Origin of the sequence: Paraburkholderia caffeinilytica (genome assembly GCF_051027425.1) — a bacterium.
Lineage (GTDB): Bacteria > Pseudomonadota > Gammaproteobacteria > Burkholderiales > Burkholderiaceae > Paraburkholderia > Paraburkholderia caffeinilytica_A.
Window position 1 is genome coordinate 2697642 of record NZ_CP186553.1, and the last position, 23294, is coordinate 2720935.

A 23294-nucleotide genomic window follows, 5' to 3' on the forward strand; every position below is an offset into this window, starting at 1 on the left:
ATGGGCAACAGGATGGCGAAGGCAAACGTCGAACGCTCGAATCACGAGCGCAGTGGGATGGAATCGGAGGCACGTCTGCGCCGGTCCGGACGCTCCTCTTCGCAACGCTTGATGCGCGGGCTTGCCTGCTGGCTCGCGCTGCAGACCGCATTGGCGGCGCCGCTGGCCTCGGCGGCTGAAGTGGCCGCGGCGGCCTTGAGCGGCGCGAGTGCGTCACAAACCGGCCATGCGGCAGCAGCCCAGGCCGCGCCGGCTGCGCGCGTGGCTACCGGCGTGGGCAACGTGCCCGCGCCGAGCGCGGCCGTCGTCTACGATCCGAACACCATCGCGCAGGCGCAGATGGCCACGCCCACGCCGGCGCTCGCTCCGTCGTCGGCGAAAGCGCTGGGTATCAGAACCCCGACCACCGCCGAACCGGGCACGCTGGTGCCGGGCGGCCGCCGTCAAACGCTCACGTTCGCCGACCTCGGCGCGCACGATCCGCTGCAACTGCGCGGCACCGACGGCCAGAACGGCGTCGCGTTTTCCGTGCGCGGCGACGAGGTGGTGACCGGCGCCATTCTGCATCTGGTCTATAGCTATTCGCCCGCGCTGCTCGCGAATATTTCCCAGTTGAAAGTGCTGTTGAACGGCGAAGTCGCCGCGACGCTGCCGGTGCCGCACGAGCAGGCCGGCATGCTGGTGGCGCGCGACGTCTCGATCGATCCGCGCTTCATCACCGAATTCAACCACCTTAACGTGCAGTTGATCGGCCACTACGCGACGAGCTGCGAAGACCCGGCGAATTCATCGCTGTGGGCCACGGTCAGCAATGCGAGCTCGCTCGACCTGACCTACGCGTCGCTTGCCAGCAAGCCGGATCTCGCCGCGCTGCCGCAACCGTTCTTCGACCGCCGCGACGTGCGCCGTCTCGAGCTGCCGTTCGTGTTCCCGCAAAAACCCGGCGCCGCGATGCTCGAAGCGGGCGGCATCGTCGCGTCATGGTTCGGTGCGCTCGCCGGCTATCGCGGCGCGCTGTTTCCGGCGCAACTGGATAACGCGCCGCTGTCGGGCAACGCCGTGGTGTTCGCAACCGACGACCTGCGCCCGGCCGGCGTGACGATTCCGGCGATTTCCGGCCCGACGATCGCCGTGGTGGACCGTGAAGCGCCGGCACGCGGCAAGCTGCTGCTCGTGCTCGGCCGCACCGAAGCCGAACTGAAAACCGCCGCGACGGCGCTCGGCATCGGCCAGAACACGCTGAGCGGCCAAAGCGCGACGATCACGCAATTGAACGAACTCGCGCGCCGTACGCCGTACGACGCGCCGAACTGGCTGCCGACCAACCGCCCGGTGCGTTTCGGCGAACTCGCCGACGCACGCGACCTGACCGTGTCCGGCTACGACGCCGACGCCGTGCGGGTCAATCTGCGCGTCCCGCCCGATCTGTTCATGTGGCACACCAAGGGCGCGCCGATCGATCTGCGCTACCGCTACACCGTGCGTCCGCAGCGGGACCGTTCGTCGCTGAACGTCAGCGTCAACGACGGCTTCGTGCAGGCGCTGCCGATTCCGGCCGAGTCGGCCTCCATATTCGAGCTCAGCCATTACTTCGCGCGCGTGTTGCCGGACAGGACCGCCGAAGCACGCCGCACCGTGCATATTCCGCCGCTGCTGCTGACGCCGCGCGCGCAGGTGCGCCTGCATTTCTTCTACGACATTCCGAACACCGGCGAATGTCGCGGCCGTCTGCTGGAAAACGTGGTCGGTGCGATCGATCCGAACTCGACCATCGACCTCTCGTCGTTCCCGCATTACATGGCGCTGCCCGACCTGGCTGCATTCGCCAACAGCGGCTTCCCGTTCACACGAATGGCCGACCTCTCCGAGACCGCGGTGGTCCTGCCGAACGAGGCCGATTCGAGCGACTACAGTCTGTTCCTGCTGACCATGGGCCGCATGGGTGCATCGACGGGTTATCCGGTGACTGGCGTCATGGTCGGCACAGCTGACGACGTCGACAAGTACGCCAACAAGGATCTGCTGATTTTCGGCGCGCCGGGCAAACAGCCGCTGCTGCAGCGCTGGGCCAAGTCGATGCCGTTCTCCAGCGACGGCGATTCGCGCACCTTCACGCTCTCGGATGTCGTCTTCAAACTCGAAGACTGGTGGCATGGCGAGCGCGGCGTCGAACGCTCGCCGGCGCGCGCCGACCTGACGCTCGTGAGTTCGAACGGCGACGCGCTCCTGACCGGTTTCGAATCGCCGCTGCAGAAAAACCGCAGCGCCGTCGCGCTGGTGAGCGCGGCCGGCCAGTCGGACGCCGATCTGTCCACCGCCCTGCTCGATGCCGACGTGCTGCAGGGCATTCAAGGCGCGATGGCCGTGATCCATGGCCGCACCGTCACGATCACGTCGAACGGCGAAGCGTATTACGTCGGTCATTTGTCGCCGCAGGAGTATCTGCGCTGGGCGCTGTCGTCGCATCCGCTGTTGCTGATGCTGGGCGGCGTGCTCGCCGCGCTGATCATCGCCGGCCTCTTCTACCGGACGCTGCGTTCGATCGCCGCGCGCCGCCTAAGGGACTGATAGGACTGATATGCGGCTTCGAACCAATAAGACACGCGTGGCGCTGACGCTCGGGCTCGGCCTTGGACTTGTCCTCACGGCGGCCACGTGTTTCGCCAATATCGTCAAGGTGGCCCAGACCACGCCGACGCCCGCTCAGACGGGTCCGTGCAACAGCGACTGGCCGGCATACCGCACGTTCGTCGAACACTTCGTGCAGGCCGACGGCCGCGTGATCGATTACTCCTCGCCGCAACTGAAAACCACCTCGGAGGGCCAGTCGTACGGCCTGTTCTTCGCGCTGGTCGCAAACGACCGCGCCACCTTCGACCGGCTCCTGAACTGGACCCGCGCCAATCTCGCAGGCAACCAGTTCGATCCGCAAAACGTGCGGCTGCCCTCGTGGCTTTGGGGCAAGAAACCGGATGGCTCGTTCGGCGTGCTCGATCCGAATTCCGCATCCGACTCCGACCTGTGGATCGCTTACGATCTGCTGCAAGCCGGCCGCCTGTGGCACGAGGCCAGCTATACGCAACTCGGTCAGGCGCTCGCCGCACAGATTGCGCGCCAGGAAATGACCACGCTGCCGGGCGTCGGCCCGATGCTGCTGCCCGGACCTCAGGGCTTCAAGGACGGCGGCGTGACGCGCCTGAATCCAAGCTATCTGCCGTTGCCGGTGCTGCGCGCACTCGCCAAGGAGACGCAGAACGGCCCGTGGGCCAAGCTCGCCGACAGCGCCTACAAGCTGATCAGGACCACCGCGCCGCAAGGCTTCGCGCCCGACTGGGCAGCGTGGCAGAACGGCCAGTTCGTGGTCGATCCGAAAGAAGGCGACACCGGCAGCTATGACGCGATCCGCGTCTATCTGTGGGCCGGCCTCACCTCGCCCGCCGATCCGCTCGCCAGGCCCTGGCTCGCGGCGCTCGGCGGCATGCGCGCGAAGGTCGCGCAAAACGGCATTCCGCCCGAGAAGGTCTCGTCGACCACCGGCACGGCGAGCGGCGAAGGACCGTTGAGCTATTGGGGCGCGCTCGCGCCGTACTTCAAGGCGCTCGGCGACGAGCACGGCCTCGGTCTCGCGCGCACGCATCTCGCCGCGCTCGACACCAGCGTGCCGGGCCGTGAACCTGTTTATTACGATCGTGTGCTGGGCTTGTTCGGCACCGGATTCATCGACGGCCGCTATCGTTTCGACGAAGCTGGCCGTCTCGTGCCGAGTTGGAGAAATGCATGCGATTGAGCGCCCTCGCGTTTTCATTGCGGTTCGCGCTGAGCCTTACGGTCGTCTGCTGTGTAGCGACGGCTTCGCCTGACGCGTTGGCGCAGGCGTCGAAAGATCCTTTGAACGTGCTGATCGATCAGGGCAAGTACTGGCAATCGCATCACCGTGGCGACCTCGCCGAGCAGGCGTGGCAGAAAGTGCTGAGCATCGATCCGAAGCAACCCGACGCGCTCTACGGCATGGGTATGGTGCTCGCCGACCGCAAGGACGGTGCGGGTGCGCAGCAATATCTCGCGCGTCTGAAAGCGGCCGCGCCGAACTATCCGAATCTGGACGAACTGGGTCGACGTCTCGGCGAATCGAGCCTGCGCGACCAGACCGTCAACGACGCGAGACGCCTGGCGCAAAGCGGTCAAAGCGCGAGCGCCGTGCAGGAATATCAGCGCGCGTTGAACGGCAAACCGGCGACGCCCGCGCTGCAACTCGAGTATTACCAGGCGCTCTCGGCCACGCCGCAAGGCTGGGATCAGGCGCGCCGTGGGCTGGAACAGCTCGCACGCGATAACCCCGACGACCCGCGCTACGCCCTCGCCTACGCGCAGCATCTGACGTATCGCGATGTGACGCGCCGCGACGGCATTGCGCGGCTGCAGAAGCTTGCCGCCGACAGCACGGTCGGCGCGTCGGCAAAAAAGAGCTGGCGTCAGGCGTTATTGTGGCTCGACGCACGCCCCTCCGACGCCGCGCTGTACGAAGCGTATCTGCAAGGCGCAACCGACGACGCCGCGGTCAAGGCGCGCTTCGAGTCGATGGTTCAGCAGGACAAGACGGCCCGCGATCGCGCCCAGGAAAATGCTGCCGTCGACGTCCGCGGCCGCACCGTCGCCGACGGTTTTGCCGCGCTCGATCGCGGCGACCTCGGCACGGCGCGCGCGAAGTTTTCGTCAGTCCTGGCGAATAGTCCGAACGACACCGACGCGCTCGGCGGCATGGGTATCGCCGCGTTGAAGCAGGAGAAGTTTGCCGAAGCCCGCAACTATCTGGAACGCGCGTCGCGCAACGGCAATCCTTCACGCTGGAAAACCGCGCTCGATAGCGCGACTTACTGGACCTATACCAGCGACGCCATCGGCGCGCGCAGCAATGGCGAATTCGCGAAGGCGAAGGCGCTGTTCGAACGCGCGATCGCGCTGAATCCGTCCGACGTCACCGCGCAGGTGCTGCTCGGCGAAATGCTGTTGACGAACGGCGACCCGGTCGGCGCGGAGCAGGCTTACCGGATGGCACTGCGCCGCCAGGCCGACAATCCCGATGCGATTCGCGGACTCGTCGGCGCGCTCGCCGCACAGGGCCGCGGCGACGAAGCGTTGCAATTCGCCAATCAGTTGAACACCGAACAACAATCGAAGGCCGGCGGCATCAACCGTCTGCGTGGCGAAGCGCAGGCCGCGCAGGCACGCGCTGCCGAAGCGCGCGGCGATCTCGGCAGCGCGCGCAGCCTGTTCGAAGACGCACTGCTGAACGATCCCGACGATCCCTGGCTGCGTTTGGATCTCGCGCGCATTTACGTGCGCCAGGGCGCGGTTGCGAATGCGCGCAGCATGATGGACGGACTGCTCGCCGCGCATCCCGACATGACCGACGCGCTGTATGCGAGCGCGTTGTTGTCGGCGGAGACACAGGACTGGTCAACCGGCCTCGCGCAACTCGAACGGATTCCGGTCGCGCAACGTACCGACGCGATGACGACCTTGCAGCACCGCTTGTGGGTGCATCAGCAGGCCGACCTCGCGACACGGATGGCGCGCAACGGCCAGTCGCAACAAGCGCGGGCGACGTTGTACGCGGCCGAACCGGTCGCGGGCAACAGTCCAGAACTGATCGGCGTGATCGCCTCCGCGTATCAACAGGCGGGCGACCCGAATCGCGCGTTGGGCCTCGTGCGCGGCGCGATGAACGCGGCGCCCGGCAACACCGATCTGTTGCTGCAATATGCGGGCATTCTGTCCGCCACGCAGCAGGACGCCGAACTCGGCACGGTGATGCGGCGGCTTGCGTCGATGCAATTGACGCCGCAGCAGCGCACGGATTTCGGCAATCTGAATCTGGGTATCGTCATCAAGCAATGCGATGCGGTGCGTCAGCGCGGCGATCTTGCCAGCGCCTACGACGTGATCGCGCCGTGGCTGGCGGCGATGCCCGACAATCCCGATCTGCAAGCCGCCCTCGGCCGCCTCTATTCGAGCGCCGGCGACGACCGCAATGCGCTCGCCAGTTACCGCGTCGCGCTGCAACGCAAGCCCGACGACCTGAACCTGCTGCAAGCGACGATCCCCGCGGCGGTCGGTGCGAAACAGTTCAGCTACGCCGAATCGCTCGCCAAACAGGCGCTCGCCGCGGCGCCGGGCGACCCGGGCGTGCTGGCCGCAGTGGGCCGCATGTATCGCGCCGAAGGCAAGCTGTCGCTCGCGTCGACTTATCTGCAGCGCTCGCTCGTCGCGGCCAATACACCGCTGATGGCCAACGCGCCGCGCGCCAATGCAGCGGGCAACGTGCCGCGCGGCTGGGAAGTCGCGATGCGCCGGATCGGCGCGACGCCGCTGCCGGGCACCAATCCCTTCGAAGGTAAAACCGCCACGGTCACGCCGACCGACGCAGACAATGCGGCGCTTGCGGGCGGTGGCTTCAATGCCCCGCGTGCGCCGCTTCCGTACTCGCAGTCCTCCTTGCCGTCACAGACCGTGCCGAACTATCCGCCTCCTTCGCAGCCCGCGCCTTACGTCGCGCCTTATACGACGCCCGCGCAACCGTATTCGCCAGGCTCCGCGCCCACCGCCGTTCCCTATAACACGCCGCGGCCCGATACCGGCACGGGTGGCTACGGCCAGGAGACCAGCGGGTCGAGCCAGTCGGGCGCACCGTTGCAACCGTATCCGGGACAAGGCCAGACGCAGCAGGCCCCGCAGCAGTACAACGGCGGGTATTCGCAGCAGCCGGGCTACCCGCAGCAAGCTGGATATCCCCAGCAGGCCGGTTACCCGCAACAAGCGCAATACCAGCAACAGCCGGACGGCTATGCGCCCACGCCTTGGCCGATGTCGCCCGCGGCACGCGAAGCGCAGGCCAATGCAAGTTCGATGCAACAACCGCGTTACACCGGCTCGAACACCGGCACGGGTGCAAAACACTCGACCAGCAAGAAGCAAAGCGCGTCGAAGAGTAAAGCCAACGCGCAAGCTTATGCGCAAGCGCCGTATGGGCAGCAGCAAGGCTATCCGCAGCAACAACAGCCTTATTACGGCCAGCAGCCGTATCCTCAGCAGCCTTATCCTCAGCAGCAGGGTTACGCGCAGCAGCCTTACCAACCGGTTCCGCCGCAGCAAGCTTACGGCCAGCAGCCTTATCAGCCGTATCCGAATCAGGGCTCGGGTTATTACGTGCAGCAACAGCAGCCGTACATCCCGCAGCCGCCGACCGGTTATGCGCAGCCGTATTACCCGCAACAACCCGGCACGAACGGTAACGGCGGCAGCTACCCGCAGCCGAACGTCGCCAACACGCAGACGCTCGGTGTCGCCGAAGAACTGGCGCAGGTCAATCGCGAGCAGTCGAGCACCGTGTCGGGCGGGATCGTGTTCCGTAATCGCGAGGGCGAGGACGGTCTGTCGACGTTGACGGATATCGAAGCGCCCGTTCAGGGGCGCATCAAGGCCGGCAACGGCCACATCGTCGTGACGGCGACTCCCGTCACACTCGATGCGGGCACGGCGTCCTCCGCCGTGTCGACGCTCGCGCGTTTCGGCGCCGGGCTGTCCAACGGCACGAGCGGCTCGTCCTCATCCTCGGGCGGCAACACCTACGGTAGCCAGACTGAAAGCGGCGTGGGTCTGTCGGTCGGGTACGAAGGTCGCAATATCAGCGGGGACATCGGCGTAACGCCGCTCGGTTTCCGCGAAACGAACATCGTGGCCGGAGCGAAATACGACGGCAGCATTACCGACAAGGTGTCGTATTCGCTCGCCGTCGCGCGCCGCGCGGTGACCGACAGTCTGCTCTCCTACGCCGGCGCGCGCGACGCGGGCGCCGGCCTCGAATGGGGTGGCGTCACCTCCAACGGCGGCCTCGGCAGCCTTGCATGGGACGACGGCTCCAGTGGCCTGTACGTGAACACTGCATACCAGTACTACGATGGCCATCACGTCACGAGCAATTACGCTGTCAAGGGCGGCGGCGGCGTGTACACACGCCTGCTGAAGGACGCCGATCAGACCCTCACGGTGGGCGTGAACACGACGCTCATGCACTACAACAGGAACCTGTCGTACTTCACATATGGTCAGGGCGGCTATTTCAGCCCGCAACAGTATGTGATCCTGAATTTGCCGATCGAATGGACCGGGCGCAATGGCGCGTTCACCTACGACGTAAAGGGGTCGATCGGCGTGCAGCATTACCGGCAGGATGCGTCGAACTACTTCCCGCTCAACGATGGCAGCACCCGGCAGGGTGACGCGGCGGCCAATGCGGCTAAGGTTAGCGCTACCGTGGACAGCGGCGCGATCTATCCCGGGCAGAGCAAGACCGGCGTGTCGTATTCGCTCAGCGCAGTCGGCGAATATCAGCTGGCGCCGCAACTGGCGTTCGGAGCGACGGCTTCGCTCGGTAATGCTTATGAATATCGCGAGTGGCTCGCGGCTGTTTATGTGCGGTATAGCTTCAGCAAGCAGACGGGGTTGCAGCCGTTCCCGCCGACGCCGTTGAGTTCGCCGTATATGTCGTTGTCTAACTGATTGGTTGTGGCCTGAAGCGGCGGCCTTTACGTGGGCTGCCGACCGAAGGTCGCGAGTCTTACGTTTCTCCATGGTCTGGTGGTGCGGCCTCCATGCTCGGCGGCGGCGGCGTGCTCCCAAGGGAGCACGCCGCCGCGTGTCCGCTTCAGGCTAGTTGGACTTGAAGGGCCCAGTCACCATCGGGACTGGCAACACTTCGGCGCTGTTATCGATGCCCGTGCCGGCGGTCAGCCGCTGCAATCACTGATACGACATCGTGAAGGTCGCCAGCGCCTTGACGGTACCCGCGGAGACAGCGCCCGTGCGCACATAGCGGGCGGTTAGCGGCACCTGCAACATACCGTTCGGCGAGTTTCCGATCAGCCATTGGTTCGTGTTGCCGGGCGCCGCCGAATCCGGACCGAAGGACACGGGCGTGCCGCTGCTGTTCAAAATTTGTACGCCGATACCTCGCGCGGTCGAATCCGACGACAGTTGCAGCGCAGTGCTTCGATTCGAAGGATTCACGTTATCTGTCAACGTGATCAAGACTTTTGCGCCCGTCGCACAGGAAAATGACAGAGAGAACGGCTGCGGAGTAGCCACGGCCCCGACGGACGAAAAGGCGTGAGTGTCGGCGGTAGGCATGAGCACGGCGACGTTCGTTTGATTGACGGAACACGTGGCATGCGTGAGAACACCGGTCGCGCTGCCGTTATAGAGAGGTGTCTGGTTCCAGTAACCTGACTGGTCCGACGTGGCATAGCCAATCGTCACCGCGGGCGCGGTCGAAAGCGTGGAAGCACCGGACGCAAGTGGGCCGATGACCACCAAAGTAGCCGTGACAGTCACATTCGCGGACGTATATGGCCCGTCTAACGGTCCACTAAACGGGCACGAAAGGCGAACCGTACCATTGACGAGAATAACGCTGGTAGCATTGCATTGCGGCGAATTGAAGGTGTAGCGAACGCCAAGACCCGCAATTCCCGTTTGATAGATGTCGTTGAACCCTGCGGCAAGCGAAGCCGTAGTTTTGAAATCCGAATACAACGCCGCGGAAGTGACATTACCTGGGCTTGTGGTGCTGATAAAGCGGCAACTCAATTGAAACGTATCGGGTGCAAGAGTGCCGACCGTCATTCCGACTGGAGCATTCACCGGTACCGCGATTGTTCCAACCGCAAGGGATTTATTGACGTTGCCGGTCCCGCAAGTTATGGCGGCGTGGGCTGTAACGCAAAACAATCCGGCGAGCAGAACCACCACCAAACGCAAAAAGAACGCTTCCAACCAGGTGACGATACCGGATTGGCGGGATTCGTCACCGAACGTCCGATGGCAAATGCAAGCAGAGCAGCATTGATTCATCGCGTAATCCCCAGAGAACATCTGAGTTTCCATCTCAGTGCGCCTGGTTCTGCACAACAGTGCCGCCATCAGCGCGCACCGGCTGGGAACCCACGCAATGCCCCTCAACAGACGCAAAAGCCGCCTCTTCCTTATCGCCTTTCACCGGCAACGAATACTGAATCCGGCATACATCCCCTTCCTTCTCGCCAACCTTGACCACGAGCGTGCCGTTGTCGTCGATACCACGCGCGAAAATCCGGCTGTCCTGCGCGACCACGCCAACGTGATTGCCCTTTGCATCCAGCACGTCCGCACCGAACGGCAGCGCCTCGCCGCCGAGTTGCGGTGCGCGGATCAACGCCGCGCGGCCCGTCACCGTCCTGTACTTGAGCATCACGACGGAGCCGGCGCGCGGCACCGCATGCTCTGACGTCGAGGCGAACTCGACGTCGCTGGACGTGCCCTTCGGATCGATGTCGACCGTGTTCATGCTGTACGGCGTCAAGTATGGCACCACTGCATAGCCACGGCTATCCAGCTTCACGCCCGTTGCGCTCGATATCGTCGCACCCGCCGCGCCCGGTGCTTCGACTATGCCGAATGTATCGCCAACCGTCTGCGAGAACGTCACGCCGCCCGGATGCGCGACGATCGAGCCGCTCACGCCCGCCGATACTTGCGTCGAGTTCGTGCCCGCGCTTGCCGACGCCGTGACCTGCGCATGCGGCGCGCGATAGACGCCGCTCACGCCGGCGTTCGCATTGGCCGCCGACGACGAACCCTGCCCGACCGTGCCGTACGCGTTATACGAATACTGATTCTGATCGCCGGCCGAGCCGCTGATACTCGCCTGCATCGTCGCCGCGCCGCTACCGGCGTTCAGATTCGTCGACAGCATCGGCGCATGTTGCGTGTGACCGAGCGGAATCGTCGTGCTGAGCATGATCTCGTTCGACAGCGTACCGTCCGCGCTGCGCGTGCGGCCAGCCGTGATGCTGTACGTGCCGAACTTGTAGCTGTTCGAATAACCCGCCTGATAAAACACGTCGTTGCCTGGGCGATTCCAGTAATGCTGCGACGACGCTGTCAGAAACACCGAGCCGCCGTTCTTCAGACTCTGGTTCACCGTCAGTTGCAGACGGCCGCGTTCGCGGTCCGCCGCGTTGACGTCGCCGCCGTGCAGCGCTGCGTCACGCAAGGTGGCGGCATCCGCGAAGTTGAGGTAGCCGGCGTCGGAAAAGCGGTAAGCGCCCACGGCAATGTTGGTCCCGGTGGGATCGATGAACTTGCTGTAGCCGATATGCAGGCTGCTGCCATGCTGCGACTCGTGACCCGGCACTTCGGTGCGCGCGGTCGTGATGTCGGTTGCGAACGCACCGACCTTCGTGTTCAGCGCCGCGCCGGCATTCGCCGCAACATAACCAGTCGACGCGATCGCGCCGCCGTACATCGTCACGAGATTCGTCAGGCCGCGTTGAACCGTGACCTGCATGAAGCCGGGCTTGGTCTGCAATGAATCGTTGCGCAACTGGCCGGCAGTGACAGCAAAGCGCGTCGTGCCTGGACGCAGTGATTGCGCCACCGAGGCGTACGGCACGGTGAAGCTCTTCGTGCGGCCATCGGCTTCCGTGATCGTCACGTCGAGATTGCCGCCGGAGCCTGCTGCGTAGAGATCCTTGATTTCGAAAGGTCCCGGCGACACACTCGTCTCATAGATCACCTGACCGTTCTGGCGCACCGTGACGCGCGCATTCGAATCGGCCGTGCCGCGCACGACAGGTGCGTAGCCGCGCAGCGATTCGGGCAGCATGCGGTCGTCGGTCGCGATCTGCGCGCCGCGAAACGACACGCTGTCGAACACGTCGCCCGTGGTCTGGGCATCGCCGAGCGTCACCTGCGAGCGCAGCTTCGCCACGTCGTGTTGCACGTAGGTGGCGATGTTGTCGAACTGCGTCGCTTGACCCGTCGATGCCGTCACCGACGACTGATGACGGAAATGCCACCCGCCGATGTTCACACCGGCGTTCAGACCGAGATACTCCTGCGACGAATGCACACCGCCGCTATCCGAACGATATGCGTTCGCGTTGTAGCTAACGAAGCCGGCATTCACCCCGTTGTCCCACAACTCCGGCGGCACATAACCGCGTGCCGAATTGCGCATGAATTTTTGCGGCACCGTGATGACGAGCTTCTGCTCGGAAAAGTCGAACTGGACGCTGGCTTCGGGCACAACCGCGGCCACGTCGATGCAATCGCCTGCGGCGAATGTCGCCGCGCTCTGCTTGACTTCGGCTTCGACCTTGGCGAAGTCGACACCGAAGCCTTCGAGCATCTTGCGATCGAAGCAGGCGTGCGCGCTTTCGCCGTCGCGCGTCGCGATGAAGCGGATGCTGTCGCGTGTGACGCGCGCATCGTTGACCCACACGTCGACGGTATAGACACCCGGCGACACGATATTGCCGCGTGCGAAGCGCGCAACGTCCACGGTCTGTTTCGGATCGGTCTGCAGGAAGGTGGTATCGAAGGTGACGGCTTCGGCCGTCTGGCCGGCGTCCGCGGCGCTTGCATTATCCGGCGTCATATAACCCAGCATCGCGAATACGGACAGCACGAGCGCCGTAACCGGCTTCAAACCGAAGACAACAGCATCGGTACCGATGTATGCATCCGACTGCGTTTGGCGTGAGGGTTTCATGATCCAGATAACATCGCTTGTGAAATGTTTCGCTCTTGATGAGGTACAAGTCGATGTTATGGATTTACGAGATAGGAGTACCTAGGACGAGTCTGAATATTGAGACAGCCAACCACGACGCGTGCGCACATGCGTATCGCGGCTTATGCGATACGTGCTGAACAAGGCAGAGAAGAAGCTGGGAATGAGCGGATGGCTACCGCCCGGAAATGAGAGAAGCTTGACCCGCGTTACTGAGTCAGCGTTGCGTCGCCTTCGATCGCACCGCCGAAATCGTTGATTGCCGTGTAATGAACCTTGGCGCCGGCCTGCACGCCGGTCATTTGCGGAACCGGAATGATCCCGGTACCGCGAGGCGCCACCATGCCGCCGCTGTCGTTCTTATAGGTGCGTCCGCCGGCCGCGACGTCGATCGCGCTGAACGACACGTGATACGCGGTCGGGTTGGTGACCGCCAACACCTGGCCCTTACCGTTCGGCGCCGGAACGACTTTCCAGTCGAGTTGACGCGGCGCTTCTTCCGGTCGGCCAGGCAGCTTAGGCGGTCGGACGAATACCTTGATACGCGTGCGGAACGCAAACTGCAGCGTGTTGCTGTCCGCCGTACTGGCCGCTTTCGGCGGGATATCCAGCACGTTCAGCCAATACACGGACTCGCGGTCTTGCGGCAGCGCCTCGCCGGTGTACATCACGCGCAGCGTCTGCGCTTTTTGCGGGTCCATCCGGAAAATCGGCGGCGTAATCACGAACGGCACCTTGCTTTCGCCGGGCTTCGAGTCCGCGTTGCCGTCGTCCATCCACACTTGCACGAGCGATGGGTTGCGGCTGTCGTTGTCTAGCTTGACCGTGACTTCCCGCTGGTCGAGCGGATACACCACCCGCGTTCCGCCCACCGTGACGCTCGCCTGCGCCGCGCCGGCCAACAGCGCACTCGCCAGACCCAGCACCGCCATCCATCGACGCATCGGTTTCATCACCCACTCCTTTGTTGCCAAGCTTAATCAATTAATCACGGAATTGCTTGAAGAAAGGTGCTCGCCGGGACAAACACCTTCTGAATCACACCATTATTGATATTGCATGGTGTATTGCACCGAGGTCGCCACCGAACCGGCTTGCGCCTTGCCGGTCGCGTAATACTGCGCGAAGTAATTCACCACCGCATTACCGCCGACAATAGTCGCCGCATTGGTGCTGATGTCGTTATTCATGCCGCTGACGATGTTGATCGGCTGCATATTGGCGTTCAGAAGGCGGACCTCGACGTACTTCGCCGGCGTGCCCGTTGCCTGGTTTTGCAGATAGCCGTTGGCCTGATCGACGGTCGAGCCGTTTTCGAAACGTGCGACAGCCTTCGTCGCCGTACCGCTGCAACCGCTCAGAACCATCTGGATATTGCCTGCGCCCGAGATGCCGGCGACTGCACCCGAGGTTGCGAGCGCGCCAGCCGGAACGGTCGGCAGCGTGACAGCAATGTCGGCCGGGCTGCCCGACGTGGCGCCGTTGATCGAGCAGGTTGTGTCCGACACGGTGCCGGTGATGGTGATGGTGCCGTCCGCAGCATGAGCGTCAATCGACATAACGGCGACAGAGGTCAGTGCGACAGCGATAAGTGCGGGAATCTTGCGTTTCATTTGAACACTCCAGAAATTCAATTAATTAGAAAAATTAGCTTCCATAAACTTGGCGGTCGATTCGTGTCATCACATGGGCCGCTCGGGGCAATCGCTGCTTTACCGGTGCTTCGTTTTCTTAACCGTTGAAGCGCTGATCACCATGGACACAATCTTAAAAAAACGCGAAGCCCACGTCGCTCGGACGATTCTTAAAATAACGAGATAAATTCAGGATCAGTAAGTTGGCGTTACGGCTTGTCTGGAAAGGCTCTGCAGGTCAACAAAATTATTATTGCGACGCGACACCCGGCTCGGATTGAGAGAGATCCCAGTCAGAACGTGCGATTTCGAAAGCATCAGCAGACAAGGCACTGCACTATTGCCGCACGCGCGGCTCGCCAGATCGAACGCTACCGCGGATCGCGTCCTGGCCGCGAGCTATGCCCTCGAACGGTCGTCGTCAGGCCATACGCAGCGTTCACAAGCAACGCAAGGATTCCATGTGCAGCGACGTCCCGTCGCCCCGATCAAGGAGAAAGCAAATGCCTAAAGCGTTTTCGGTTCCTGTTACGCCACAAGGAAAGTCCGCGCTGGCAACGCTGCCGCCGTGGCACTATTCCAGCGACTGTCTCGCCATCGAATACTGGGCCGATCAGAAGGCGATCGCGGCGCTCCTCCCGCCAGGCGTCACGGTGGACGAGAAATCCGGCGGCCGCGCCTTCTTCTGGTTTCTGGACTGGCAGTTCACGGGCTCCAATGACGAACTGACGGACCCGGCCCGGTATCAATATCGCGAGGCCTTCGTTCTGGTCGAGGCGGTCTTCGAAGGCATTGCGGTCAACTACTGCCCATACATCTTTGTCGACAACGATGCCGCCATCGCCCGAGGATGGGCACAGGGGTTTCCAAAGAAACTCGCCAGCGTCTATCAGACGCGCAGTTTCTCCGCGCCCAGTCTGGCGGCTGCGCCCCTTGCCAAAGGAAGCCGCTTCGGCGCCAGTGTGTCCGCGCACGGAGAGCGGCTGGCGACCGCCCGGATCCAGCTCGAGGAACCTGTCGCCGACCCGACAACAGTTTTCAATCGACCTACAACAATGCGCCGTTACTTTCCCCAGCTCGCAGCGGGACAACAGGAGAAGCCACCCGTCGACGAACTCACCATGTCGCTCACGGACAATCTCGCGATCGTGGATGTCTGGACCGGGTCGGCGGAACTGAAGATTCCCGAGGTCGACGGCGAGGACATGCACCTGATTGCACCCGTGCGCGTCGGGCGAGGCTATCGGCTCGGCATGGCGTACTCCGTGACCGACCTGCGCATTCTGAAGAACTACGCCGGGTGATTGGCCGGGCGGCCCTGGGAGTTTGCAAAAGACCCATGTGGGCCACCCACCGTCAAGGACCTATCAAACGTCAGTACAGGAGTCGCTCTCATACCGCTCTATACCTTGATTACGCAGGACGGCTCACTCAGTAATGACGCCAAGGCCCGGCTCGCGATGGAACTGACGAACCTGCATTCCGACTATGCGGGTGTGCCGAAGAATTGGGTGCATATCGTGTTTCAGGACTATGCGCCGGGCAGCGGGTTCACCGCCGGAGAACCCGCTGCAACTGCCGCGCTCACGGTTTTGATGCGAGCCGGGCGGTCACCTGAATACAAGCGGGAATTGATACAGCGTCTTTGGAAACTGGTTCAGACGGCGACGGGCGCGCCCGATGACCAGATTGTCATCGGCATTCAGGATTTGCCAGCCAGTCAGGCGATGGAAATGGGGCAAGTCATGCCGGACGTCGCGAGCGAATAAGGCAAAAGAGATCGCCGCTACCATCGCCGACGGTCACGCATAGAGTGACCGTCGGCATCGCACTTTTCATCCCACTGCCGATAATGCGGCTTATATTGATGTTAGGGACGTTCCTGCATCAACGCGACTATCGGTTCGGCGCAATTGCCGCCCTCATGCCGGTGATCTGATCGCCGCCGCGGAATTACCGGCCGGCGCAGCCCGATATGCGCAGCACGAACAACCCCTGGTATGATGCCGATCACGCACTGGTCGGCATTCAGTTCGCCGCTGCGCTTTGTCGTAGCGTTTTGTAACGTGCTTTGAAATTGCATTGGCTGCCGCGTCCTGCGCGGCACTTCTTCCCGTCACGAGAACCATCATGCCCGCCCAACACGACGAAGTCCCCACTACCAGCACCGAGCCGGGCAAGGCAAAGCGCAAGGAACTGTCCATTGTGGCGCGCAATCTCATGATGGTTGCGGTCGGCGTCGTGGTCTTCGCGATCGTGGCGACGGTCGTGCTCTACGGTCCGATCACTTACGGCGACGAGATTCCCAACTTCGGCATCATTCTCATGCTGACCGTGCCGGTTATCGCGGGCGTGGCCTTCCGGGTGGGGCTGGATGCGTGGCTGGATCGGAAGTGAACGGCAACACCACCCATACCTCCAGACCGCCGCCTTCGCGCGCGTGAAACTGCAGGCTGCCGCCGTGCAGCCGCGCGATCCGCTCAACGATCGCAAGCCCGAGCCCGGTTCCACCGCTATGCGTGCGGGCATTGCGGCCACGCTGAAACGGCGCTTTCAACTGCTCCAACTCCTCCGCCGAAAGCCCTTTCCCGCGATCGCCAACCGCCACATACACGGCTTCGCCTGTAGCCCAACTCCGTACAGCGAGCCCAGTGCCGGCATAAACGATTGCGTTCTGCATGAGGTTCATCAGGAGCCGCATCATGCTGATCGGCCGATAGGCCACAGCAGGCAAGTTCGCGAGCGACAACTCGAACTCATGCCCCAGCCCCGCGAAATCGCCGGCTAACCGTTCGATCAACGCATTCAGATCGCCAGGCGCGGCGGCCTCACGTTCGCCGCTGCCCGCGTAATCCATGAACTGCTGCAAGATCGTCTCGATCTGATCGAGGTACGACTCGGCGGCGACCACGAAGCTGCTGTCGCTGCCGTCCGGCATCGCCATGGCCATCGAAAGGCGCAGTTTGGTGAGCGGCGTGCGAATGTCGTGCGAGATGCCCGCCAGCATCAGCGCGCGCGTCGCTTCAGCTTGCTGCAACGCATGCGTCATCTGATTGAATGCGCTGCTTACCGAGGCGATCTCGGCAGGACCGTCGGTCGGCAACGGCGCGGGCGTTTCTCCGGCGCTCACGCGACGTGCCGTCCGCGCCAACTCCTGGAGCGGCTGGTTTAGGTGGCGTTGGATCACGTAGCCGGTTAGCGCGGCCAGTGCGCCCAACCCGAGCGACAGCAGGATCGCCGCGTCGAGTCCGGCGCCTTGCGCGTCCTCGGGAATCGGCAGTGCAATCCAGTATGGCGAGTGCGGTGCGTCGGCCGGCGCGTGCATGCGAATCCACAAGCGCTGACCGCCTTCGGATTGCCAGCTCACCGGCATATCGGTGGGCAAATGCGCGCGCAAGCTATCGAAAAACACACCGCGTTGATACGTGCGATAGGCATGCATCAGACCAGGCGGCGGCTTAACAGCCGCTTCGGCGGGAAGTTGCGCGCGCGCGTCGAGACGTGCGGTCAAATCGGCACGCGCGCCAGGCGGCGTAGCCTGAAGCAGATTGTCGAGCGTCGTCACGTAAGTGGCGAACACCGCCGCCGCCCGTTCGACGCGAGGCCGCTGCACATAGTGCAGCAAGACACCGAGTACGCATATCTGGCTCAGCATCAGCAAGGCGATCAGCAAGACGATATTGCGCGCCAGCAGCGTTTTCGGCAGCGCCCTCTGCAGCAGCGAGCGCGTCATGAGTCGACGTCCGCGACCAGCATGTAACCGACACCCCACACGGTCTTGATGAAGCGCGGCTTCGAGGGATCGTCCTCGACGATCTGCCGCAGCCGCAGCACCTGCACGTCGATGCTGCGATCGAGCGCGTCGTGCTCACGGCCACGGGCGCGCGCCAGCAGATTGTCACGGCTCACGGGCCGGTTCGGCGAGGACGCCAGCGCAACCAGCAACAGCATCTGCGCCGAATGAATCTCGAGCAACTCTCCGCCTCGTGACAACTGCTGCTTGCCGACGTCGAGACTGAAATCGCCGAAGCGCACGCTCTGCGAGGTCACGGTGACATCGCCCGCGGCCATCTTCTGGCGGCGCAGCAGCGCATTGATCCGCGCCACCAGTTCGCGCGGCAGGAATGGTTTGGCGAGGTAGTCGTCAGCGCCAGTTTCGAGGCCGGCCACCTTGTCGAGCGGGTCGCCCTTCGCGGTCAGCATCAGGATCGGCAACGTCTGCCCTTGCTCGCGCAAGCGGGCGCAAATGGCGAGGCCGTCCTCTTCGCCGATCATCAGATCGAGCACCAGCAGATCGAACGGTTCGCGTTCCAGATAACGGTCGAGCCGCTTGCCGTCTTCCGCGATCCGTACGTCGAAGCCGTGACCGCGCAGGAAGCGCTGCAGCATGTTGCGCAGTTCGGCTTCGTCGTCGAGCACGATGATTTTGGCGGGGCGATCCATACGAAAGCTCCTCGGTTAAGCGGCGGGCAGTGCACCGGCGTGCAGGACCTGGCAGATTGCGTCGCGCGTTCGAGCCTTAAAGATTCTACGATCCCGCCGATGCCCGCGCGGCTCAGTGCGCTGCGCCGCGTTCCTGCATGAATGCCACGATCTGCGGCAACGTGATGTAGCCCGCTTTCTGCGTGTCGATTTCATCGAAATGCTTCGCGACCATCGGCATGCCCGCAGCCGCCTGTTCCTTCGTGAGCTTGCCGTCGTGCGTGGTGTTGGCATTCGAAAAACGCATTTGCAACTGCTGGGCCATGCGTTCCATGCGCTGGGGATTGCCACCTTGCGGCGCGGCGCTCTGGGCGAACGTAACAGTGGACGCGCAGCACAGCAGCACAACCGCGATCAACTTCTTCATGACTGACTCCTTCGATTGGACTCATCGTGCGTCGCCTGCAAACCGCCGCGATCCGTTCGATGACAGGCCGAATTCTTGTGCAAGTGCCAACGGAAGGCAATTTCAGAATCGTGTCGCCATATGTCATGGTGCTGAGTAACGCCGGTATGGCAGGTACACGCGCTGTCGTCGTTATCCGGCACGCGCTCCCGGCACCTGCACGCTTATGCCCTCATGGTCCGCTCTCTCGCGACATGGAATGAAATAAGTTCGCGCTGCCGTTTTAATGGCAGTTTGCGTATCTTTCGTCTGCCGGCGCCATCAGCATCATCAGCACCATCGGTTCCACATGCAGCACAAGCGGCGCCTCAACAGTTCGGCATAACTCTCAAGCATTCCGAACCAGCCGCCCTGCATCTTCACCGGAAAATGCGCCGCATAGTTCTTCGTCCCAGGAGTATCAAGTGAGTATTCGTCTCGTCTGTGCCTCTACCTTCACCGCCATCGGTCTCGCCTGTTCGTCGACGGCGTTTGCCCGGGTGGTCGTTTATATGCCCGCCGCCGTGGTCTATGCACCGCCGCCACGCCCTGTCTATTACTACGCGCCGCTCAGGCCGGTCTATGTGACGGCGCCCCCGCCGGCGCCGGTTCCCGTTGCTGTCGCGGTCGGCACGCCCGTGCTGCTGCCGGCACGTTCGGTCGTCCCGTACGCGACCGTCGTGGTGCCTGCGCCGACCCACTACGCGGTCGTACCCGCCCCTGCCGTCACCTACGCGCAACCCGTGATGGCGGTGCCGCGCTAAAGCTGCCGAAGCGATTCATCAGACGACTTCAGGCAAGACATGGCCACCGGCTGGTAACTAATGTTCTACGCCACGATTCTTACAGGCAGAGAGGTGGGATGAACTCGCGTTCCTGGAACTCCGCCACGCGTTGCGCGAATTAAAACCGACGGCATCCATGCCGCCTCCACACGCCGTCCTGACTGGGCGACGCCGATATATCAGACAAATACACCGCGACTGAAAGCTTGATGTCAACTCAACATCGCGGCGCGCGGTACGGTCCTTGCTGATCGCTCTAGCGTCACGGCGTGTTCATTAATTGGACATATCGGCCCAATTGCCGCCGTACCGCTTGCCCCGTTTCGTGGCCCATCCATCTCTTCTTCTGGAACGTCAGATGAGCTATCAGGATATAGACAAAGAGATCGCCCACCTCGAACGCGTATTCGTGCTGATATCCACCAACGACCGCATCCCGCTGTCGTATTGGCGCAATCGCCTGCGCATGCTTCCCAGAACCTTGCTGATGCCGACGCAACGGGCGCGCCTCGCTCGGCTCGAAGCCGCTTTGCGCTCGCTCGAACAGTCCGCGCAAAAGCTGATGGCCGAGCCACCGATGCGCAAGACCGGCACACTGCCATAGCTCCGCTCAACCGGTCAGAATCCGCGCGGCAAGCGCCAGCGCGAGGGCCGGCAGCATCACCACCACGCCCACTTTCAGGAACTTCAGGAAGCTCACGTCTTCGCCTTCACGGCGAATTGCGTTGAGCCAGAGGATCGTTGCAAGCGAGCCGGTGATCGACAGATTCGGACCCAGATCGACGCCGATCAGGAGCGCATCGATCACCCGCTCGGGACTATGCGCCTGCATCACGGTCGAACTGGCGATCAAACCCGCCGGCAAGTTGTTCATCAGATTGCTGCCGATCGCGATGAGGGTGCCGGCCCAGCCGGCCGTCGCGATTTCGCTATGCTGGGTTGCGGCTTGCAGTTGAGCGACGAGTGTCTTGATGACACCCGTGTGATCGAGCATTTCGACCAGCACGAATAAAGCGGCGACGAGCGGCAGCACACTCCACGATATCTCCTGGATCATCGGCAGCGGCGATTTGCGCTCCTGGATCAGCACGACCACGGCGGTCAAAGCACCGAGTATCGCAGTGGGCAGGCCGAGCGGTACGTCGAAGGCGGAAACCGTCAGCAACACCACGGCCGTCACCGCGATACCCGCGAGCGCCACGCGTCCACTCGACGACAACTCGAGGGGTTCAAGATCGGCCTCGCACGTACCGGCGAGCGCGTCGCGCTGGGTCCAGCGCAACAACACGTAGGTCGCGACGATCGAGAGCAGCGAAGGCAGCGTGAAGCGCATCAGCCAGGCGCCAAGTGCGGGCGTGTGATTGCCGTACAGCACGATGTTGGCCGGATTCGAGATCGGCAACACGAAGCTCGCGGCATTCGCGATGAACGCGCAGACAAAGAGCAAGGGCAACGGGTGCGTCTTCGCTTTTTTGGCAGCGGCAAAAACGGCCGGCGTGAGGACGACCGCGGTGGCGTCATTGGAAAGAAAGGCCGTGATGACCACGCCGACCAGATAGACCAGCAGGAAGAGCTTTCGCGGCGAGCCTTTGGCGTGGTTGACCGCGAATACGGCAACCCAGTCGAACAGACCTTCGCGGCGCCCGACCTCCGATAGCAGCATCATGCCGAACAGGAAGAGGTAGACGTCCGTGCCTTTGCCGACCGCCTCGACTGCCAGATCGACGGGCAGCAGGCCCAGCGATACCAATAGTAACGCGCCGGCGACGGCCCACACGGCCTCGGGCCATTTGAACGGCCGGGCGATAACGCCCGCCGTGGCGGCTATCGCGATACCCCAAGAGAGAAAGACTGAGTTCACCAGACAGGTTCCTGGATTCTGATCATGCGCACGCGCGGGAATGGAGCGCAGCATAACCCATGACCGGGATGCCGCACGAGTCGAGCGCAAGTTGTGTGCCCACACAATTTGCGCTGCCACGCGAGTTTATTCCATCCACATTAGCGTCACGGCTAGAACAATCTGTTCTCTTCTCACTGGCTATTCAGTTTTCATTGACGTCCCTACTATCCGCATTCACCCGCGATACGCCACCTACCGCGCGCGGCAACACCAGGAATAGCGAGCATGAATCCATGAAACCCCGCTCTTCAGACGTCGAGCATTACAGCGGCCCTGCCGTCGCCCTGCACTGGCTCATTGCATTGCTGATCTGCTGCGGGTTCTACATCGGTTGGATCATGACCGATATTCCCGGCTTTACGCCCACCAAGCTGAAGTATTTCTCGTGGCACAAGTGGATCGGCGTGACCGTCTTCGTGCTGGCCGTGGCACGCGTGCTATGGCGCGCCACTCACCGCGCGCCGGCGCTCGATAGCGCTACGCCCACCTGGCAGAAGGCTGCAGCCCACCTCGTGCATGGCGTGCTCTACGTTCTGATGCTGGCGATTCCGCTGTCCGGTTACTTCTATAGCTCGGCCGCGGGGATTCAGGTGGTGTACCTCGGCATCGTGCCGCTGCCTACTCTCATCGGCCCGGACCAGGCGCTTAAGGCAAGCCTGCGCACGGTCCACGTGCTGCTCAATTACACCTTGCTGGCACTCGTTGCCATGCATGTACTCGCGGCGCTCAAGCATCAATTTGTCGACCGCGACGGATTGCTCGCGCGGATGATTCCGTTCCTCAGATAACACGTAGGTACCAGCCAACTACCAGACAGGTACCAGGCGTAAGGCAGGTACGTAGCAATCGATTGGCTACGGCCTGTTGGCAATTTAATTCCCAGCGGTGTGCAATCACAGCGCATGGGTTCGATAGGATGCGTACCACCATGAAATCAAACTTCTACCACTCCATTCTGGCCGGCATTGCCGCGTTCTCTTTCTTCGGCGCAGGTCTCGCGCATGCCGATGTCGACACGAGCAAAAGCAGCGTCATTGCCACGACGAAGCAGATGAACGTGCCGGTGGACGGCAAATTCAAAAAGTTCTCGGCCCAGCTGAATTTCGATCCGGCCAAGCCGACTGCCGGCACCGCCAACGTCTCGATCGATACGGGCAGCTACGACCTCGGCGCGGACGACTACAACAAGCAGGCCCAAGGCAAGGAATGGTTCGATAGCGCGACCTATCCGGCCGCGACGTTCGTCTCGAACGCGATCGCACCGGCCGGCGGCAATCAGTACAAGATCACCGGCAAGCTGACCATCAAGGGCAAATCGCAGACCGTCGTCGTGCCGGTCACGATTGCCAGCCAGGGCAACACCCAAACCTTCGACGGCACCTTGCCGATCAAACGTTCGCAGTTCGATGTCGGCACCGGCGAATGGAAAGACACGTCGGTTGTCGCCGACGAAGTCGTTATCAAATTTCACATCGTCGCTTCGAAAAAGTAACTC

General features: G+C 62.7%; 18 protein-coding genes. 10 read left to right on the forward strand and 8 right to left on the reverse strand.

The features are described from left to right. From bcsB to ACOSV0_RS32430, 3 genes are read left to right on the forward strand one after another with little or no spacing between them, the layout of a single operon-like run. The gene (bcsB, locus tag ACOSV0_RS32420; RefSeq protein ID WP_434111585.1) at window positions 1-2568 is read left to right on the forward strand and encodes a cellulose biosynthesis cyclic di-GMP-binding regulatory protein BcsB; all 2568 of its coding nucleotides are present in this window, start codon (window positions 1-3) and stop codon (window positions 2566-2568) included. Window positions 2569-2578: 10 nt separating this feature from the next. After that, complete coding sequence (gene bcsZ, locus ACOSV0_RS32425) at window positions 2579-3787, forward strand: cellulose synthase complex periplasmic endoglucanase BcsZ (protein WP_434111587.1); 1209 nt, start codon at window positions 2579-2581, stop codon at window positions 3785-3787. Beyond that, window positions 3778-8559 (forward strand): cellulose synthase subunit BcsC-related outer membrane protein, encoded by a 4782-nt coding sequence (locus tag ACOSV0_RS32430; RefSeq protein WP_434111589.1) that lies wholly within the window; start codon window positions 3778-3780, stop codon window positions 8557-8559. The genes bcsZ and ACOSV0_RS32430 overlap by 10 nt, the downstream gene beginning before the upstream one ends. Before the next feature lie 240 nt (window positions 8560-8799). Here ACOSV0_RS32430 and ACOSV0_RS32435 read toward each other — a convergent pair whose 3' ends face one another. The 4 genes from ACOSV0_RS32435 to ACOSV0_RS32450 form a co-directional block, all read right to left on the reverse strand. Beyond that, a complete protein-coding gene (locus tag ACOSV0_RS32435; protein WP_434111591.1) occupies window positions 8800-9942 on the reverse strand; it encodes a fimbrial protein in 1143 nt (380 codons plus the stop codon). A 1-nt stretch (window position 9943) separates the two neighbouring features. After that, on the reverse strand, window positions 9944-12589 hold the full coding sequence (locus ACOSV0_RS32440) for a fimbria/pilus outer membrane usher protein (protein WP_434111592.1): 2646 nt from the start codon (window positions 12587-12589) through the stop codon (window positions 9944-9946). Between the two features lie 230 nt (window positions 12590-12819). Then, window positions 12820-13563 carry a fimbria/pilus periplasmic chaperone gene (locus tag ACOSV0_RS32445; RefSeq protein ID WP_434111593.1) on the reverse strand — a complete coding sequence of 248 codons (744 nt, stop codon included), beginning with the start codon at window positions 13561-13563 and terminating at the stop codon, window positions 12820-12822. Window positions 13564-13656: 93 nt separating this feature from the next. Beyond that, window positions 13657-14223, reverse strand: a complete 567-nt coding sequence (locus tag ACOSV0_RS32450) for a fimbrial protein (RefSeq protein ID WP_434111595.1) — start codon at window positions 14221-14223, stop codon at window positions 13657-13659. A gap of 524 nt (window positions 14224-14747) precedes the next feature. On the opposite strand from ACOSV0_RS32450, the gene ACOSV0_RS32455 reads away from it, so the two are divergent. From ACOSV0_RS32455 to ACOSV0_RS32465, 3 genes are all read left to right on the forward strand, one after another. Next, window positions 14748-15548: an acetoacetate decarboxylase family protein gene (locus tag ACOSV0_RS32455; protein WP_434111597.1), complete on the forward strand. Its 801-nt coding sequence runs from the start codon at window positions 14748-14750 to the stop codon at window positions 15546-15548. A 105-nt stretch (window positions 15549-15653) separates the two neighbouring features. Beyond that, window positions 15654-16013 (forward strand): tautomerase family protein, encoded by a 360-nt coding sequence (locus ACOSV0_RS32460; protein ID WP_434111599.1) that lies wholly within the window; start codon window positions 15654-15656, stop codon window positions 16011-16013. A 361-nt stretch (window positions 16014-16374) separates the two neighbouring features. Next, window positions 16375-16641: a hypothetical protein gene (locus ACOSV0_RS32465; protein ID WP_434111600.1), complete on the forward strand. Its 267-nt coding sequence runs from the start codon at window positions 16375-16377 to the stop codon at window positions 16639-16641. Here the strand turns inward: ACOSV0_RS32465 and ACOSV0_RS32470 are convergent. From ACOSV0_RS32470 to ACOSV0_RS32480, 3 genes are all read right to left on the reverse strand, one after another. Continuing rightward, the gene (locus ACOSV0_RS32470; protein WP_434111602.1) at window positions 16586-17977 is read right to left on the reverse strand and encodes an ATP-binding protein; all 1392 of its coding nucleotides are present in this window, start codon (window positions 17975-17977) and stop codon (window positions 16586-16588) included. The genes ACOSV0_RS32465 and ACOSV0_RS32470 overlap by 56 nt on opposite strands. Then, on the reverse strand, window positions 17974-18687 hold the full coding sequence (locus ACOSV0_RS32475; protein ID WP_434111604.1) for a response regulator: 714 nt from the start codon (window positions 18685-18687) through the stop codon (window positions 17974-17976). Before ACOSV0_RS32475 ends, ACOSV0_RS32470 begins: the two co-directional genes overlap by 4 nt. A 112-nt stretch (window positions 18688-18799) precedes the next feature. After that, window positions 18800-19093 (reverse strand): EF-hand domain-containing protein, encoded by a 294-nt coding sequence (locus tag ACOSV0_RS32480; protein WP_434111606.1) that lies wholly within the window; start codon window positions 19091-19093, stop codon window positions 18800-18802. 443 nt (window positions 19094-19536) lie between these two features. On the opposite strand from ACOSV0_RS32480, the gene ACOSV0_RS32485 reads away from it, so the two are divergent. Then, window positions 19537-19875, forward strand: a complete 339-nt coding sequence (locus tag ACOSV0_RS32485; protein WP_434111608.1) for a hypothetical protein — start codon at window positions 19537-19539, stop codon at window positions 19873-19875. Window positions 19876-20254: 379 nt separating this feature from the next. Then, window positions 20255-20500, forward strand: a complete 246-nt coding sequence (locus tag ACOSV0_RS32490; protein ID WP_434111609.1) for a hypothetical protein — start codon at window positions 20255-20257, stop codon at window positions 20498-20500. A gap of 6 nt (window positions 20501-20506) precedes the next feature. Here the strand turns inward: ACOSV0_RS32490 and ACOSV0_RS32495 are convergent, their stop codons facing one another. Then, window positions 20507-21757 (reverse strand): arsenic transporter, encoded by a 1251-nt coding sequence (locus ACOSV0_RS32495; protein ID WP_434111611.1) that lies wholly within the window; start codon window positions 21755-21757, stop codon window positions 20507-20509. A 275-nt stretch (window positions 21758-22032) separates the two neighbouring features. Between ACOSV0_RS32495 and ACOSV0_RS32500 the strand changes: the two genes are divergently transcribed. Beyond that, window positions 22033-22587, forward strand: coding sequence for a cytochrome b (locus tag ACOSV0_RS32500; protein WP_434111613.1), 555 nt, complete (start codon window positions 22033-22035; stop codon window positions 22585-22587). Window positions 22588-22727: 140 nt separating this feature from the next. Beyond that, window positions 22728-23291: a YceI family protein gene (locus tag ACOSV0_RS32505; RefSeq protein ID WP_434111614.1), complete on the forward strand. Its 564-nt coding sequence runs from the start codon at window positions 22728-22730 to the stop codon at window positions 23289-23291. The last annotated feature ends 3 nt before the right edge of the window (window positions 23292-23294 follow it).

Excerpts from the sequence above, each read along its gene's own strand:
- bcsB (WP_434111585.1), top strand. The coding sequence starts at position 1 with ATGGGCAACAGGATGGCGAAGGCAAACGTCGAACGCTCGAATCACGAG.
- ACOSV0_RS32490 (WP_434111609.1), top strand. The coding sequence starts at position 20,255 with ATGAGCTATCAGGATATAGACAAAGAGATCGCCCACCTCGAACGCGTA.
- ACOSV0_RS32465 (WP_434111600.1), top strand. The coding sequence starts at position 16,375 with ATGCCCGCCCAACACGACGAAGTCCCCACTACCAGCACCGAGCCGGGC.
- ACOSV0_RS32435 (WP_434111591.1), bottom strand. The coding sequence starts at position 9,942 with ATGGAAACTCAGATGTTCTCTGGGGATTACGCGATGAATCAATGCTGC.
- ACOSV0_RS32470 (WP_434111602.1), bottom strand. The coding sequence starts at position 17,977 with ATGACGCGCTCGCTGCTGCAGAGGGCGCTGCCGAAAACGCTGCTGGCG.
- ACOSV0_RS32445 (WP_434111593.1), bottom strand. The coding sequence starts at position 13,563 with ATGAAACCGATGCGTCGATGGATGGCGGTGCTGGGTCTGGCGAGTGCG.
- ACOSV0_RS32505 (WP_434111614.1), top strand. The coding sequence starts at position 22,728 with ATGAAATCAAACTTCTACCACTCCATTCTGGCCGGCATTGCCGCGTTC.
- ACOSV0_RS32480 (WP_434111606.1), bottom strand. The coding sequence starts at position 19,093 with ATGAAGAAGTTGATCGCGGTTGTGCTGCTGTGCTGCGCGTCCACTGTT.
- ACOSV0_RS32450 (WP_434111595.1), bottom strand. The coding sequence starts at position 14,223 with ATGAAACGCAAGATTCCCGCACTTATCGCTGTCGCACTGACCTCTGTC.
- bcsZ (WP_434111587.1), top strand. The coding sequence starts at position 2,579 with ATGCGGCTTCGAACCAATAAGACACGCGTGGCGCTGACGCTCGGGCTC.
- ACOSV0_RS32500 (WP_434111613.1), top strand. The coding sequence starts at position 22,033 with ATGAAACCCCGCTCTTCAGACGTCGAGCATTACAGCGGCCCTGCCGTC.
- ACOSV0_RS32430 (WP_434111589.1), top strand. The coding sequence starts at position 3,778 with ATGCGATTGAGCGCCCTCGCGTTTTCATTGCGGTTCGCGCTGAGCCTT.
- ACOSV0_RS32440 (WP_434111592.1), bottom strand. The coding sequence starts at position 12,589 with ATGAAACCCTCACGCCAAACGCAGTCGGATGCATACATCGGTACCGAT.
- ACOSV0_RS32475 (WP_434111604.1), bottom strand. The coding sequence starts at position 18,687 with ATGGATCGCCCCGCCAAAATCATCGTGCTCGACGACGAAGCCGAACTG.
- ACOSV0_RS32455 (WP_434111597.1), top strand. The coding sequence starts at position 14,748 with ATGCCTAAAGCGTTTTCGGTTCCTGTTACGCCACAAGGAAAGTCCGCG.